The sequence below is a fragment of the Sorangium sp. So ce281 genome (genome assembly GCF_051527395.1).
Classification (GTDB): Bacteria; Myxococcota_A; Polyangia; order Polyangiales; family Polyangiaceae; genus Sorangium; species Sorangium cellulosum_B.
In genome coordinates this window covers 10,104,324-10,119,634 of record NZ_CP150322.1, presented here as the reverse complement: position 1 = coordinate 10,119,634, position 15,311 = coordinate 10,104,324, and the positions used below count along the sequence as shown (strand labels likewise).

Sequence of the window (15,311 nt, the reverse complement as noted above, 5' to 3'; positions counted from 1 at the left end):
AGATGCGTTCGCAGGGCGGCCGAAGCGCTCGAGCTTCCGTTTTCGCTCTGGTGCTGTGCGCGTGGAGCGCGGGCGCGTCGACCGCGTGCCGTTATTCCGATGCTTGCTGGGAAGGGCTGGACTGCGCCCCCGATCCGGAGCCTCCGCCCGACCCCTGCGCAGGAGCGCCTGGTACCGCGCCGGCGCTGGACGACTGCGGGGTGTTCGTCAGCGCGTCGTCAGGCGACGACAGGCACCCAGGAACGAAGGACGCGCCGGTGAAGACGCTGCAACACGCGATCGGGCTCGCCGCGCACGGGCGAGGCCACGGCGAGACGACGGCGACCCGGCGCGTGTACGCGTGCGGCGGGTCGTTCGAGGAGAACATCACGCTACCCTCAGGGGTCGACCTCTGGGGCGGACGCCGGTGCGACGGCGGCGATTGGTCGTACGAGGGGTCGTTCGACGGACCGGATCACCCGACGATCATCGCTCCGCCTGCGGGGATCCCGCTGCGGATCCTCGGGGGGAACGACGGGGGCATCGCAGGGAACGACGCGACGTCCGTGATCTTCGGCGTGCGCGCCGTGGCGGCGGATGCGTCCGCGGACGATGGCAAGTCGTCGATCGCGATGATCTTGAGCCCGGGCGCCAAGGCGAGGGTGGTGTCGAGCGACGTCATCGCGGGCGACGGCAAGGTCGGGGAGGCGGGCAAGGACGCGCCGAGCTATCGAGCGACGGATGGCGCCTTGGGAAACGACGGCGCAGACGCCTGCACGGCGGACGCCGCCGTGGGCGCCCTGCCGGTTGTCAACTTCTGCGAAGACGGCGTCGAGTCGACGGGCGGATATGGCGGCGACGGCGGGCTCGACGTCGGCGGCGATGGCACGCCAGGGCAGCCCGAACCCGCGGAAAATTCGCAAGGCTTCGGGGCTGCGGGGCTCGGCGCGAGCGGCGAGATTTGCTCAGCTGGCGCTGACGGCGCGCCCGGTGCCAGCAGTGGCCGCGCCGACCGCGCGGTCGGTGAAGGCTACCTCGACATCCACGGATGGGTCGGCGTCCGGGGTGAGGATGGAAAGAAGGGGGGCGCCGGCCAGGCGGGGGGCGGCGGTGGCGGCAGCAAGTCGCGCGGGCCCATGGTTGCGTGCCCTGCAGGTCGATCCCAAAGCGGTGCGGCCGGCGGCTCGGGGGGAAGCGGGGGCTGCGGCGGCGAGGGAGGTCGGGGCGGCGGCTATGGCGGTGCGAGCATCGCCATCGTTACGCTGGAGGACTCGGAGCTGGAACTCGACGCCACGAAAGTCGTCGCGGGCAACGGCGGCGATGGCGGGGTCGGCGGAACGGGCCAACTAGGCGGTATGGGTCAACCGGGAGGCCAAGGGGGCTTGGGTTATGGTACTACTGGCATGTGGAAAGCGTGTGACGGCGGCTACGGAGGGACCGGCGGCCGCGGCGGTGATGCGGGCGGTGGGCTCGGAGGCGCTTCCATCGGCGTCGCGTACGTGGTCCCCCATCTGGCCATCCTGCCCGGCACGACCATCGACGTTGGGCACGCGGGAGATGGCGGCTATGCAGGAAACGCCGCCCTGGGCGACGAGGTGGGCAGAGGCGCGCGCGGCCCACAGGGGCAACTCTATCGTTTCGGTGCGGCCAACGAGCCGCCTCGTTGAGTCGCTCACCGCGGCGCCGCCGTCGAGGAGTACCTATGCTGTCAAAAGGCACGATTGTCCTGTTCCTTGCTCTTCCTGTCGCCACGGTCGGCTGCGGGAACGCGCCAGGCCCCATCGATGCCGATGAACCGCCGTGTGCGCTCACATCGTCGTGCCAGGACGAAGCGCCGCCGGAAGCCGTCTGTCTCGAGCACCTCGCGGCCGATCGGTTCGACGACGGCTGTGGCGTGTTTGTCACCGGGCCCTTCTTTGGCGGGGACGACGCGAATCCAGGCACGAAGAACAAGCCGGTCCGCTCTCTCCATCGTGCGATTGCCCTCGCACGCGTCGGCCGAGGAAGGGTATTCGCGTGCAACGATACCTTCGAAGGAGCCATCGTCCTACCGTCCGGCGTGGACCTCTACGGGGGCCTTGATAGCCAAACATTTGAACGCTTCAAAGAGGATGTTACGACCGGCATCACTGTCCGGGAGCGCCCATACGCCATTGTTCTGACCGTCGAGCCGGCGGGCGCCGGCGACACCGGGGCGGCGGATGGAGTCTCGACGCTCGACCACATCGACATCTCGGACGGGCTCCATATCGGGATGCTCGTTCAATCGGGCACCGCGGTGGAGGTCACCCGGAGCGAGATCCGCTCAGCCTACGGATATGGGCGCGGCCACGGCGAGCGCTGGCCAGGGCTCAATCAGGCACCCGACGGGCCGCACGGCATCTACGGCGGGGATGCGTGCTCGGGCGCCGTCGTCGCCGGCGGGCCCGCGGTGGTGAACCCGTGCGAGGGCGGGATCCCGAGCGTCGGTGGCAAGGGAGGCGACGGGCGCGCCGACGGCGCCGGAGATGGGGAGGCCGGCGAACCCGTACCCGCGCCGGACCCCGGCCACGATGGGCAAGGAGGACTCGGCAACCGCGAAGACGTTGGCTGCTACAGCGGCTTCACCGGGAAAAGCGGCAAGTGGGGCGCCGCCGGCGCACATGGCGAGGGCATCGGGCGGCTCACCGAGACCGGATGGGAGGGCGACAAGGGAGCCGAGGGCGGCCGCGGCATGCCGGGCCAGGGCGGCGGCGGGGGAGGCGGCCGTCGCGGCGGACTCGCCGTGTGCGACGTGGCCTCCAAGGGAGGTGCCGGCGGCGGCTCCGGCGGCGCGGGGGGCTGCGGCGGTCGAGGCGGCCGAGGGGGCGGGAACGGCCAGCCGAGCATCGGCATTGCCGTGCTTCACGCCAAGCTGACGGTCCGCGACAGCGTGATCGGGACGCTGGCTGCGGGGCCGGGCGGTGACGGCGGTGAGCCGGAGCAAGGCGGCGACGGCGGCCGAGGCGCGCCGGGCGGGGCCGTGGGGGACGGCACCTGGTCGTGTGGCGGCGGCGAGGGAGGCCGAGGAGGCGACGGCGGCTACGGCGGCCCGGGGCGTGGCGGCGACTCGATCGGCATCGCCTACCTCGACGAGGACCAGCTCACCCTCGAGCGAGTCACGTACGAGCTGGGACCGCCGGGCAAGGGCGGCGTGAGCTGGGATTGGTCCGGCGAAGAGATCCGAGGGGAGGACGGCACCCGGATCGAGACGCTGCGGTTCCCTGATTAGGATCACGACACTTCAGGCGAACCCTGGTGTGACAGGCGCCGGCGGTGACACGCCCGGAGCTCCACGAGGGCGCCCGCGGGCCTGCCGGTGGCGACGTGGGCAGCCGCGCGGCGCCGCAGGAGACTCCAGTCCACGGCGCCGAGACCTCGCTCGTGGCCCTCGCCGGCGACGGCCACGAGCACGACCAGATGGACGGCGAGGGCCACGAGCTCAGCGGCGTCCGCCTCGACCCCCCGGCCGGTCCGCAGGCCGTGGCGCCACGCACCCCAAGCATACCTCTCCGGTTCGGCGACTCTCCGCGCATCGAGGACGGACGACCTGGCGCTCGGGGCGCGATGCAGGGCCGAGCAATGTCCTACCGCTCCGGTGTGGACGCTTGCACCAGGCGACCGACCAGGCGAGCGTGCTTGGGCGAGAAAAATCACGGGGTGGAGGCAATGAGATGAGAACGGTGCGATTGGCGACGATCGTTGCGGTGGCACTTGCCGTTCTGACGTACGGGGCAGCGTCGTCCGGCTGCCTGTGGGATCGCGACGACGAACCCCTGAGCGGGAGGATCTGCGCGATTCCGAACACCGGCGTCGTCGAGCGCTGCGTCGATGCGAGCGAGGGCCCGGCCAGCGCGTGGAACAAGGCCGAGGCGGACGGCGAACTGCCGATCTTCATGTGGGCGCGGTGGTCGGGTCGCGTGACGCCCGAGGAGCTCATCGCGAACGAGGCGGAGCTCGGGGCCTGGTTCGACACCGTCGATCGGGTCGTGTCCTATGTGCGCGACGAGCAGAAGCACGCCGAGTCGCTCCGGGCGACGCTCCACGGCGAGCTCGGTAAGCTGCTCCGGCTGATCAGGGATAGGCAGGAGGAGGCCCTCCAGGCCGAGCCGATCCATGCGGCCGACAACTTCAACGAGGCGATGACCGGCAAGGCGAGCGCCGAGCGGGAGCCGCTCGTCGCCGCGATCGCGGCGGACAAGCTGGCGATGGCCGCCGTGCAGGCCATCTTCGATCGCGCCAGGGACGAGGGCGCGCCGCTGCAATCCAGGTACGCGGGCGCGGCGGCGAGCTTCGCCGGATATCGCGCGACCGAGGCGGCGGAGACGGCGGCGTACGCGGCGCTCTCGGCGCAGGCGTCGCGATCGGTGATCGACGAGCTCGACGGCGTGGAGCAGGCGGTCCTCGCGGCGGCGCGCGAGGCGAGCCGCGCGCCGAGCGAGCTCGCCGCGGAGGTGATGACGCTGTCGGCGGAGCTCCGGGCGTTCGCGGTCTCGTTCGAGGAGGCGATCGCGCCGCACAAGGAATTCCTCGCGACGCACGGCGCGGTGGTGCCTGACATGACGTCGGGGGCGCTGCGCTCGCTGAGCGCGATGCTGGGCTACGCGCAGCGGCGGGTCGCCCGGAGCGACGCGACGGCGACGGCGCTGCTCGGCGACATCGCGCTGCGCCGGCAGGCGCTCGTCGCGCTGGAGGCAGACGAGGGGGCGCGCGAGGCGAGCGCGCGGTCGCGGATCCGCCGGGCCTCGGAGGCGTTCAGCGAGGGAGCGCGCGCGCGGGCGGCGGCGCTGTCGGCGGCGCCGCCGGTGAGCGAGAAGCTCGGGCTGCCGCTCTTGGCCGAGCGGTGCGGGGAGCTCTTGGCGCTGGTGCAGATGCGGCCGCTCTGCGAGGCGTCGCCGTCCTCGTGGCGAGAGGCGGGGTGCGCGGTGCTCCGAGGGCGGTTCGACGCCGCGGAGGCCGAGCTCAGGACGGGCTTGCCGCAGAAGATCGCGGCGGGCCTCGCGGCGCTGCGGGAGCAGGGGATGGGCGCGGCGGAGCTCGACGCGGCGCAGGCGAGGCTCGACGCGGGCGACGTGAAGGGCGCCGCGATCGCGTATGACGCCGCCGTGCGCGGCGCGGAGGGGACATGAGAGGCTCGAAGGACGTCGCGCTGCGCGGCCGGAGCTCCGTGGTGGTCCAGAAGCTCGTCGCGCTTGTCACGGCGCTGGCGGTGCTGGCGCCGTCGTTCACGTGGGCCGGCACGCCGTACACCCTCCTCTGGAGCAACCGCCAGGACGTCGACTCGTGCGCGAGCGGCGAGCTGGAGACGGAGGGCGACGCCCTCTTCGAGGTGAACCAGACGCCCCTGCCCACCTACGGGATCCCGGGCGCGCTGCAGCTCGAAAGCGACGGCTCTCGGAGCAACACGCTCGAGGCGGAGTTCGACTCGGTGCTGCTTCGCACGGGGGCCAACCAGTTCGACTTCCGGGTCCACACCGTCGACGGGGGCAACTGGTGTACCCACGCGCACGACGTGGTGTACCTCGTCTCGGAGCCGCTCGGGCTGAACAAGCCGCTCTTCGACATCCGCCGCGATGGGGCCGGCTTCGAGGGCAGCACCGTGGCCGACCTCGGCCTCGCGGAGATCAACCCCGCGCTCGCGCGCGACATCGCGGAGCTGGAGGTCGCGCTCGGCAAGCTGATGGAGGCGATCCTCCGGAACGCCGCCAAGATAGCGGACCTCCGGGCGCGGATGGATCTGCTGCGGCAGCTCGACACCGAGCTGCACGACCTGGTGAGCCGGCCGCTGGACGAGATCTCGCGGACCGATCTCGACGCGATCCTCGACCGCTACAAGGACGTTGTCGACCCGGCGACGCGGGCGGCGATGGAGCAGCTCGTCGACGACCTGAAGAAGAGCGTCAGCGACCTGGAGGACGAGCTCGCGCGGCTGATGGACGAGTTCGGCGCGCAGGCCGACGAGGTGGCGGACCTCGCGACGCAGGACGCGCGCGCCGAGGGGTGGAACCCGGACGATCCGTGGGCGTATGCGCTCGGGGAGAGCGAGGTGCCGTGGGTCGAGGTGCCGGACATCGCGGAGGCGGACGGTGCATTCGACGAGGGGAGGGACCCGTACGCGGCGTACGCGGACGCGGTGATCGCGGCGCTGGACGCCGACGTGAGCGGCGGGGTGGTCGTCGCGCGGGCGGACTTCGTGGCGAACGTGCGAGCGTGGCGGGCGAACAGCGCGGCGCTGGAGATCGCGCTGCGCGACCGGATGGGCGTGTCGCTCGCGGAGACGAACGCGTTCCTGAAGGCGCAGAACCGGATCACGGCGGTCGTGCGGCAGTTCATGGATGCGTCGGACTGGTTCGTGGACACGCCGGTGCCGGCAGACCTGCGGGCGCAGGTCGACACGGTGCTGAAGCCGAGGTTCGACGCGCTCGCGGACCAGATGAAGGATAGCCTGAACCAGTGGACGGGGGACGGGCTCGACCTGGAGCAGACGCAGCTCTACCAGACGATCAGCGCGTTCGCGGGCGCGATGTCAACGGTCGCCGAGGGGTTCGGGGCGTACGCGGAGGTGATGCAGACGCTGGTGCACGCGACGACGCGCATCGGGGTGGGCTTCGTGCCCGTGGTCGGGCCGACGCTCGACCTGTGCGAGGCCGTGACGGGCAAGGAGTGGTGCCTGCCGGCCGGGCGAGAGTTGAGCGATGAGGAGCGGATCTTCTCGGGGCTGGGCTTCGGGCTCGGGGCGGTCGGGCACATTTGGCACGGCGTTGCTGCCGCCGGCGCGCTACCGCCGCGTGGGATCCGGATCGCCGGGGAGATCGCGGAGGTCGATAAGGTCGTTGTCAAGGGGTTCGAGGTATGGAGGCTCCGCGGGTACAAGACGCTGAAAGGGCACGTCACGAAAGCCGGGTTCGACACCTTCGAGAAGGCGGCGATCAGCCACATGACCCGCGAAGGGCGGGCGCTCCTCGGCGTCGGCGACGACGGCGTGCGCAAGATGCTCAAGATGCCAGAAGAGTCGCTCCCTGGCATGTCCGGCGGGAGGGCTCCTGACTTCGTGACGGTGTCCCGCGGGCAAAAGCTGATCGTGAGCGAAGTGAAAGGGGGCGACATAGTAAGGATCAAGGACGTGACCGACCAGTTGTCGAACGGGATGGAGGGGCTACGGAAGGAGGGGGTCGTCGGGGATGTCGAGCAGGTCGAGCTCATCATGAAGCGCGGTGCGAAATTCAAGCCGGAAGATACCTATACCGTCAAGGACGGGTACCTCTTCAATGTGAAGAAGGGCAAGAGGGAGCCCCTGAACGGGTTCAACAGACCCATCCGGGTGATCCAGCTATGAGCGAATCAGGACCGTCGTTCTTCGCCTGGTGTGACGCGGCAGAGACGCTCGACGCGTTCCTGGCGGCGCTGCCGGCGCTCATGCATCCAGGGACTCGTATTAGCATGTTGACAGACGATGGCCTATTCTACACGTCCTCCATGGACGAGGCGGTTGCGATGATCCGAACCCAGTTTGCCGCAGGTCCTTCGGCTGGAGCAAGCGTCGACGTCATGCTGAGCGCCACCAAACGCCTCTTCGGTTGCAGCGGTGACTGCTACACCGAAGAGGCCGGCCGTGACATTTCGGCCGGCCCCATCCACATGACCACGAGCGACCAGGAAGGCTTCCTCTACTCCTACCTCGAGCTCGCCTGGGGCAGGGGCCCGCGCTCGATCGAGGCCGAGGCCGCGGTCGCATGGCACCTGCTTCGGGACGACCTTGAGGACCTCCTGCTCCGCCTCTGCGCGCCCGACGCCAGCGGCCGCGTTCGGACCGGCGCATGCACGAACGCAGGAGACTGGATCGCACCCGTCCGCATGTGCGCGACGTACAACGCGGACGCCCGGGACATCGCGCGCGATCTCGCCCTCTCGTGGCTACAGCGCCACGACAAGGAGATGGTATCGCGCAACGCGGGCCTGTCGCTGGAAGCGCTCCGCGCGCGGGTGGAAACCGCGCCGGCCGGGGCGCGCGTCCCGCTCAAGGCCGGAAGCGAGCGCGCGCACTCCCTCTCCCGCGAGACCGTCCTCAAGGCGCTGGCAACGCCGCCCTCCGCCCTGCTGGAGGCGCTCGAGGCCGCGGCGGCGCCCGACGAGGCGTGGCGCGCCGCCGAGCCGCGCGCGAGAGAGATCCTGGCGCTGACGAGCCAGATCGCGGAGACGGGCGAAGGCCCGCCCACGTGGCCGGTGCACACGGACACGCGCGCCCACGTCCGCTTCCTCCGAAAGCACGCGCCTTTTCACGTGCGCCGCCTCGCGGGCGGCGGCGTGATCCTGGCGACCCACCCGTTCCGCTCGCTCTGGCCGCTCTGGGTCGACGCGCTCTTCTCGCTCGGCCTGATCCCTGACCCAGCAACCTCATGAGGGTGAACCAAGGATGAAACCAGGGCCATATTTCTTCGCCTGGTGTGACGAGACAGAGCGGATCGCCGCATTCGCGGCGGCGTTGCGGGCGCTCGTCGCGCGCGGGAGTTCTATTCGCGTGAGGATGGGCTCCGACGTGGATCGCACGGTGAATTTCGTGGACGAGGCGGTCGCGATGATGCGCGCCCGCTTCGGACGCACCGATGCCGAGACCTGCTTCGACATGGAGCTCGACGACCGGCGCATACTCTGTGGCCACTATCGCTGCTTCACGGGCAAGAGCGAACGTCTCAAGCCACGGGGCCCCATCCACATGGTCCCTGCCAGCGCGGCGGACATTCTCCCGCTGGAATTGTACCCCGCCCTGGGCAGCGGACCGCGCTCCGTGGAGGCGGAAGCCGAGCTCACGTGGCACATCGTTCTGGACTACCTTGAGGACCTGCTGCTCCGCCTCTGCGCGCCGGACGCGAGCAGGCGCGTCTCGACCGGCGGCTGCACGAGTGCGTGGACCTGGCTCGCGCCGGTCTCGATGTGCGCGACGTACAACGCGGACGCCCGCTACATCGCGCGCGATCTCGCCCTGTCGTGGGTCAGCCTTTACGACAAGGAAAAGGTCTCGTTGATCGCGGGCATGTCGCTGGAGGCGCTGCACGCGCGTATCGACGCCGCGCCGGCCGGCGCGCGCGTGGTTCCGACGGACCAGAGCGGGCGCTCGATCCCGCTCTCCCGCGAGACCGTCCTCAAGGCGCTGGCCATGCCGGGCTCCGCCCTGATCGAGGCGCTCGTGGCCGCCGCCGATGTGCCCGACGAGGCGTGGCGCGCCGCGGAGGCACGCGCCGAGGAGATCCACAACCTGACGGTGCAGGCCAGGGCGCGCGGCGAGCCGTTCACCCGCGGCAGCGGGTCCCTCACTTGGGTGAAACTGACGGGCGAGCACGTCTACTTCCTCGTGGATCACGCCCGGTTCCACGTCCGGCGCCTCCCGAACGGTGGAATCTTGCTGGCGACCCACCCCTACCGCACACTCTGGCCGCTCTGGTCGGATGCCCTCTTCGCGCTCGGCCTGATGCCCTAACGATCCCGCCCAGCCGCCGCGGCGTGCCCGCCTCGCTCGAGCGCATCGACCTGGTCGTCGAGATCGCCGGCCGGCGCTTCGAGGAGCGATTCGCCTGCCCCTGGGAGCCGAACAGCGAGACGACGCTCTCGTGGGACGGCAAGGACGCCTCCGGGCGCCCCCTCGAAGGCGCGCAGCCGGTGACGGTGCGGCTCGGCTACGTCTACCGGGGGGTCTACATGGAGCCCGCGGAGCCCAGGAAGGCGTTCGCGGCGTTCTCGAGCATACCTATCGTCGGCACCAGGACACGCGACGACGTCACGCTATGGAAAAGGTCTGGCGCGGGGCGCTCGGTATGCTCAGCGCTCGCTCCCAGGGGCCTGGCGGCTGGATGCTGAGCGAGCACCACGCCTACGAGCCCATCGAAAGGGTGCTATTGACACGGTGGCCGGCACGGGGGCGTGGGGCTTCGGAGGCGACGGCGCACCGGCCGAACCCGCTCGCCCGGTGCGCGTGGGTCGCGTTCTGCGCGGTGTGCCTACCAAATAGGCGTTTGCTCGAACGCCAGCGACTGGCAGCCGTCCGCGTTCGAGCAAACGTCCTGTTGGACGAAGCCGGTCCGCGGCAGCGGGCGTGACGCTCCCAGACGCGCCCGGCGAGGAGCCGAGGGGATGGGGGGTCATGGTGCAGATGGGGGTCATGGTGCAGATAAGGCTGCGCGGGCAGCGGCGCAGGTCGACGCCGGTCAGCGCCAGCAACAGATCGCGGAAGTCGCGAGGTGTACGAGGCGTCGTCGTCGAGCTCGTCTCGGCTCGCTCGGCGCCCTCGATGAGGCGGCGCGCGACACCTCGATCTGGACAGGCGAGGCCGGTCCGGGCGGCAATGCCGGCGCCCCCGAGAAAGGCGGCCGAGGCGGCCGAGGTGGACCGGGAGGCGTCTTGGGTGACGGCACGCGAGCCTGCGCCGGGGGCGACGGGGGCGACGGCGGCCCCGGCGGCTACGGCGGCCCCGGACGCGGCGGCGACTCGATCGGCATCGCCTACCTCGACGAGGATCGGCTCACGCTGGAGGGGCTCACGGTCGAGCTCGGGCCGCCGGGCAAGGGCGGCATCAGCTGGAACCTCGATGGCACGCTGGTGAGGGGGCCGAGCGGCGAGGCGCACGAGACGCTTCGCTTCGCCGAAGCCGAATAGCCGCGGTCACGTCCGGGGAGGGCGGCGCGGAGCTCCATGCCCGCCACGTGGAAGCGTCGGAGTCCGCGCCGAACGGCCAATTCGTCAGGGAGCGGGAGGCCCACGCGGTCATGGCGGGCCGCGGAGAGCGGCCAGGGCCCGGTGGGCTATCCGGCGGGAGGAACCATGACCTCAGGTCGCGAGCCGTTCACGGCGACGCTTCCGCGCTCTCCTCGCCGGTCTCCTCCTCACCGGCCTCCTCCTCGTCGACTTCCTCCTCGTCGACCTCTTCCGTCGCCGCGGCCTTGACGACCCGCGACTGGAGCTTCGGAGTGACGTCCTCGAAGGCATCGCCGTGGAGGTAATAGCCAATCTTCCGCAGGTCCGCGTGGCGCCGGACCAGGAGCGTCCAGAGCCGGTCGCGCATCGCCTCGGCCTCGCCGCGCTGCTTCGCGGCGGGCCGGCGGGCGCCGTCGGGGGTGAGGTTGTCGAGCAGCCACTCGCTCGCTTCGCGCAGCAGATCGAACTCCTCCCGCGTGAAGGGGTGTTTGCCGCGGAGCGCGTCCGCGTGCTCGTCGTACAGGTGAGCCAGCGCCATGCCGTCGCTGGCCATGTCGTACTTGCCGCTGCCGGCGCGGATCTCCGCCACGATGTCCCTCGGCAGGAGGCCTCGCCTGGCGAGGGTCTCGGCGAGCGAGAGCATCGGCTCCCGCAGCTCGGCCACGACCTTGAGCTTCGCCTCGACCTCGCGGCTGCTGGCCGGCCTGGCGGTGACGCGGGTCGAGGCGAACACGAGCGCCCGGCCGAGGTCCGGCAGCGCGAGCACGTCGTCGAGCGGCAGCTCGGGCAGCGCCTTGCGGACCCGCGCCGGATCGGCGCAGGCCGCCGCGACGCCCTGCTTCACGTTGGCGAAGGCGATCCGGACGTCGGCGCGACAGAGCTCGACGTCCCGGTCCGGAAGCGCCAGGGCCTCCGGGGCGAAGCGCTTGTAGCAAGCGCGGTAGGAGTGCTTCCCCGTGGGAGGCGACGCAGGCGCCTTCCCCGTGTCTTTGTCGTTGGTCTTGGCTTTGGCCATCCTGACGTTGTACGCGCAGCCGAGCTCGGCCGTGAGCCTCCGCGTGGACCGGCCGTCGCCGAAAGCAAGAAAGCAGCGCAGGCGTGCTCGGCAGGAAGGCTCCGCGCCTCTCGGATCAGGCGCGCGGGTTCACCAGCACCCCGCGCTGTGAACGCGTAGGGTCACGTAGTGTCATTTCGGATGCTCTCCTGTAAACGTTCGGGCACACGTAGTGTCATTTCGGATGCTCTCCTGTAAACGTTCGGGCACACGTAGTGTCATTTTGGATGCTTCCCTGTAAACGTCCGGGCACACGTAGTGTCAATCGTTCCGGCGCCGGGACGCCACGGCCATGACGGGCGTCGCGGGTTTCGCACCCGTCCTGGTTCGGCGCGTCCAGCGCCGTCGTGGTCGGCGGCGAGATCGCGGCACGGGTTGTCCACGAGGCGATCGGCCGGCTGCTCGGCTCGCCGCTGGCATCTGGCGGTGGGATCGATCCAGTCGCCGTGGTCGACCTCGCCCGGCAGCGGGCTCGGCTTCCGCGGAGATGGATCCGAGCGTCGGCGCACGCACCCGGGCGCAAGATGGGAGGGCGACACGGGAAGCGCAGGGACCTGGGGCACGCCGGGCCCAGGGGGGGCCGGCGGCGGCGGCGTCGGGGCGGGCTCGCCGTGCGCGGCGCGGCCTCCAAGGGTGGCCCAGGAGATGCCGTGGGCGGACCTGAGCTTCACTTCGCTGCCTTGCGAGCTGGGCTCGACCAGTGTGCGGACGAGCGTAGCCTCGCGATCGTCCGCCCGCTCGGCAAAATCCGCGGGGATTCCGCGACGTGCGGCTGTGGTACCAGAGCGACAACCAGATTGAAGGCCCGAGAAAGAGCAGAAATTTCACAGGAAGCACGGAGATGAGGAGGCTTCTTCTTTCCCCGCCTCCCCGTCTCCCCGTCTCCCTGTTGTTTTCTCGCGAGCCCTCAACGTGATTGATCGGTGTCCTAGCTGGGCCGGTGCTTCTCGGACATCTGGCCGCCGCCAGCGCTCGTCCCCTGCGAGGGCCCGCCGCTCTTGATCTCGACCGAGCGGCCGCGCTGCTGCTGCTGCGGCAGCTTCAGACAGACCTCGAGGACGCCGTTCTCGAACCTCGCGTCCACGTCGTCGGCCTGCACGCCCTCGGGCAGCGGGATGGCGCGCGTGAACGACCCGTAGCTGCGCTCGGTGTAGCTCACCCCCTCGCGCTGCTCCTGCTGCTCCTGCCGGCGCTCGCCCTCGATGATCAGGGTGTCGTCGCGGAGCTCCACCCGGATGTCGTCCTTGGTGACGCCGGGGAGATCGGCCTTGACCACGAGCTGACCGTTGCGCTCGCCCAGCTCGATGCGCGGCGACCAGAGGCCGCCCGCGAGGGACGTGAGACCCCGGCCGCCACCAGGCTCAGCCATCGTACGGCCCTGCCTGAACGGCGAGAGCAACCCTCCGAAGCCGAAGTCGTCGAACATGCGATCCATGTCCTCCATCATCCGGCTCATCATCGCGAACGGGCTGAAGACGCCGCCCGCCGCGCCGTACCGCCCCATCTGCCCGCCGCCTTGCTGACGCTGCAGTCCGGTGGACTGACCGCCGGCCCCCTGGGAAGGGGTCTGACCCGTCGCCTGGCTGCCGGGCTTGCCTTGCTGCGACTTGCTCACGGACACGTCCTGGCCTGTCGGCTGACGCTGCTGTTCCGCCATGACAACCTCCTTTCTTGCGAACGTCAGACCTGCAAGTGTGGTGCCGTGTCGCGAGCGTGAACCAGCGTAGATGACGTGGCCTGTCGATGCCGCGCCCGCTGGCCGTGTCCGCCATGGCGCGCCGCGCAGGCCGGCGCGGAACCCCCCGGGGGCGCTCGGCGCCCGCTCACATCGCGTACCGCAGGATGATCTCGGTGAGCGCCGCGGCGAGCAGCAGCAAGAGCCCGCCCACGGAGCAGAACAGCGTGAACCGGTCGTCCCGCCACCGCTGCCGGAGCGGCACGATGTCCCGCTCCGGCAGCACGACGGCCCTCAGGGTCGCGTGGATCGGCAGCCCCCCCGGCCGCATCGCGACCGCCACGTTCGGCGGCTGCGCCAGCCCCATGTTGGTGAACCGCGTCGCCCCCGCGCGGAGCCGGTCCCCCATGCCGGGCATCGCGCTGCCGATCGCCACCGCGCGGAGCCACGGCGCCCGCTCGAACGCGTTCGCCATCGCGATCACCCCGAACAGCTGCCGCAGCCGCGGCATCAGCGCCCGCACCTCGGCCAGGTGCTGGAACGCCCGCGTCCGCGCCTCGGGCGCGTCCTCCGAGCTCACCCGCGCGAGGCAGGTCGACTCCAGCCGCGCGTTCAGCCCCTCGAGCTCCTGGAGGATCCGCGGCCCGGTGTTGTCCGGGCTCGTCTCGAGCGGGAGCGTGAAGCCCCAGGGCTCCTCGCGCCCGCGCTCGGCGGTCCACTGGAACACCTCGGCGAAGCCCCAGAGCGTGTCGTAGCGCGACAGCACCACGTACGTCGGCACGTCGGCGTGCAGCGCCCGGCCGACCTCGACGAGGTACGCGCGGATGCGGTTCGCGTACGCGTCGAGCCCCTGCTCGTCGAGCTCGACGAACTCCGCGATGCTCAGGACGAGCAGGATGCCGTCGATCGGCTCGCGCTCCCGCGAGCGGCGCAGCTCGTCGCAGAGCCGCGAGAGCTCGGCCGGCTCCCGCCGCGGGCCGAGCACCGACGCCTCCGGCTCGATGAAGAGCGCCTCCTTCGCCAGCCAGTAAGAGCACCGCGCCCCGGGCACGCCGATCGGGAGCTGCCCGCCGCTCACGGGCCACGTCAGGTTCATCGAGCGGATCACCGTGGAGCGGCCCGACCCGGGCTCGCCGAGCACCAGGTAGCAGGGGACCGCGTAGATCCCCTGGCCATTGTCCAGGTTCGCCTGCTCGACCAGCGTGTGGACGCTCGCCAGCTCGTAAACGAAGGAGCCGCTCATCGGACCCTTTGGGCGATCGTCCACGCGAGCGCGAGCGCGCCGGCGAGCGCGACGAGCGACGCCAGGACCCGCCCGACGACGACGGACCGCCAGAGCGACTGGGTGGGGAGGTGCTGCACCGCGACGCCGTCGACCTGCACCGGCTTGAGCACCCCGCCCTTCCAGTCCCGATCCGGATCCACGCCGAGCTTGAGCGACAGCTCGCGGCGGATCCGCAGCAGATCGTCGGTGTTCTGCCCCGGCAGCCCGTAGCGCCCGCGGAAGCCGAGCCCGAGCACGCACGCGTACGTCGCCATCACCGGGAGCGGGCCCTTCCGGACGCGCACGAGCCGCTCGAAGAACTCGACGCCCGCGTTGTTGGTCGTCCACCGCGACGCCTGGAGCGGGCGCTGCGCCCAGACCGGCCGCAGGTCCGGCAGCGACATCGCGATCTCGTCCGCGCACGCGGCGATCGCGAACATGCCGTCGTCGACCGAGGCGACCGGCATCTCCTGCGCGAGCCTGGACCCCTTCAGCTCCTCGAGCAGCAGGTTCGCCTGCCGCAGCACGTGATCGGCCGGCGGCCGTCGCGGGGACTGGCGGAGCATGCAGAGCCAGAGGAGCATCTCCTCACCGAAGACGCCGATGGACGTTTCCACGCGGGCGCGAGCTTACGC

General features: G+C 71.0%; 13 protein-coding genes. 8 read left to right on the top strand and 5 right to left on the bottom strand.

What is annotated here, in order from left to right; all coding sequences use genetic code 11:
- Nucleotides 1-2 precede the first annotated feature (2 nt).
- A complete protein-coding gene (locus tag WMF27_RS38655) occupies nucleotides 3-1,646 on the top strand; it encodes a hypothetical protein (RefSeq protein ID WP_437769954.1) in 1,644 nt (547 codons plus the stop codon).
- 41 nt (nucleotides 1,647-1,687) lie between these two features.
- Here the strand turns inward: WMF27_RS38655 and WMF27_RS38650 are convergent, their stop codons facing one another.
- The gene (locus WMF27_RS38650) at nucleotides 1,688-1,951 is read right to left on the bottom strand and encodes a hypothetical protein (protein WP_437763892.1); all 264 of its coding nucleotides are present in this window, start codon (nucleotides 1,949-1,951) and stop codon (nucleotides 1,688-1,690) included.
- Between WMF27_RS38650 and WMF27_RS38645 the strand changes: the two genes are divergently transcribed.
- The 7 genes from WMF27_RS38645 (at nucleotide 1,874) to WMF27_RS38615 (ending at nucleotide 10,644) form a co-directional block, all read left to right on the top strand.
- The gene (locus WMF27_RS38645) at nucleotides 1,874-3,229 is read left to right on the top strand and encodes a hypothetical protein (protein WP_437944554.1); all 1,356 of its coding nucleotides are present in this window, start codon (nucleotides 1,874-1,876) and stop codon (nucleotides 3,227-3,229) included. The two genes, WMF27_RS38650 and WMF27_RS38645, sit on opposite strands and share 78 nt — an antisense overlap.
- 475 nt (nucleotides 3,230-3,704) lie before the next feature.
- Nucleotides 3,705-5,126, top strand: a complete 1,422-nt coding sequence (locus WMF27_RS38640) for a hypothetical protein (protein WP_437943419.1) — start codon at nucleotides 3,705-3,707, stop codon at nucleotides 5,124-5,126.
- Nucleotides 5,123-7,333, top strand: a complete 2,211-nt coding sequence (locus WMF27_RS38635) for a hypothetical protein (RefSeq protein ID WP_437763895.1) — start codon at nucleotides 5,123-5,125, stop codon at nucleotides 7,331-7,333. The genes WMF27_RS38640 and WMF27_RS38635 overlap by 4 nt, the downstream gene beginning before the upstream one ends.
- Nucleotides 7,330-8,397: a hypothetical protein gene (locus WMF27_RS38630; RefSeq protein WP_437763896.1), complete on the top strand. Its 1,068-nt coding sequence runs from the start codon at nucleotides 7,330-7,332 to the stop codon at nucleotides 8,395-8,397. The genes WMF27_RS38635 and WMF27_RS38630 overlap by 4 nt, the downstream gene beginning before the upstream one ends.
- A gap of 13 nt (nucleotides 8,398-8,410) precedes the next feature.
- Entirely contained in the window at nucleotides 8,411-9,472 is a 1,062-nt protein-coding gene (locus WMF27_RS38625) for a hypothetical protein (protein ID WP_437763897.1), read from the top strand.
- A gap of 23 nt (nucleotides 9,473-9,495) precedes the next feature.
- A complete protein-coding gene (locus WMF27_RS38620; protein ID WP_437763898.1) occupies nucleotides 9,496-9,849 on the top strand; it encodes a hypothetical protein in 354 nt (117 codons plus the stop codon).
- 540 nt (nucleotides 9,850-10,389) lie between these two features.
- Nucleotides 10,390-10,644, top strand: coding sequence for a hypothetical protein (locus WMF27_RS38615; RefSeq protein WP_437763899.1), 255 nt, complete (start codon nucleotides 10,390-10,392; stop codon nucleotides 10,642-10,644).
- Between the two features lie 187 nt (nucleotides 10,645-10,831).
- Here WMF27_RS38615 and WMF27_RS38610 read toward each other — a convergent pair whose 3' ends face one another.
- The 4 genes from WMF27_RS38610 to WMF27_RS38595 all read right to left on the bottom strand — a co-directional run bounded on the left by WMF27_RS38610 (nucleotide 10,832) and on the right by WMF27_RS38595 (nucleotide 15,293).
- Entirely contained in the window at nucleotides 10,832-11,698 is an 867-nt protein-coding gene (locus WMF27_RS38610) for a hypothetical protein (RefSeq protein ID WP_437763900.1), read from the bottom strand.
- A gap of 967 nt (nucleotides 11,699-12,665) precedes the next feature.
- Nucleotides 12,666-13,394 (bottom strand): Hsp20/alpha crystallin family protein, encoded by a 729-nt coding sequence (locus tag WMF27_RS38605; protein ID WP_437763901.1) that lies wholly within the window; start codon nucleotides 13,392-13,394, stop codon nucleotides 12,666-12,668.
- Between the two features lie 166 nt (nucleotides 13,395-13,560).
- Nucleotides 13,561-14,655: a type VI secretion system protein gene (locus tag WMF27_RS38600; RefSeq protein ID WP_437763902.1), complete on the bottom strand. Its 1,095-nt coding sequence runs from the start codon at nucleotides 14,653-14,655 to the stop codon at nucleotides 13,561-13,563.
- The gene (locus WMF27_RS38595; RefSeq protein WP_437763903.1) at nucleotides 14,652-15,293 is read right to left on the bottom strand and encodes a DotU family type IV/VI secretion system protein; all 642 of its coding nucleotides are present in this window, start codon (nucleotides 15,291-15,293) and stop codon (nucleotides 14,652-14,654) included. The genes WMF27_RS38600 and WMF27_RS38595 overlap by 4 nt, the downstream gene beginning before the upstream one ends.
- Nucleotides 15,294-15,311 lie beyond the last annotated feature (18 nt).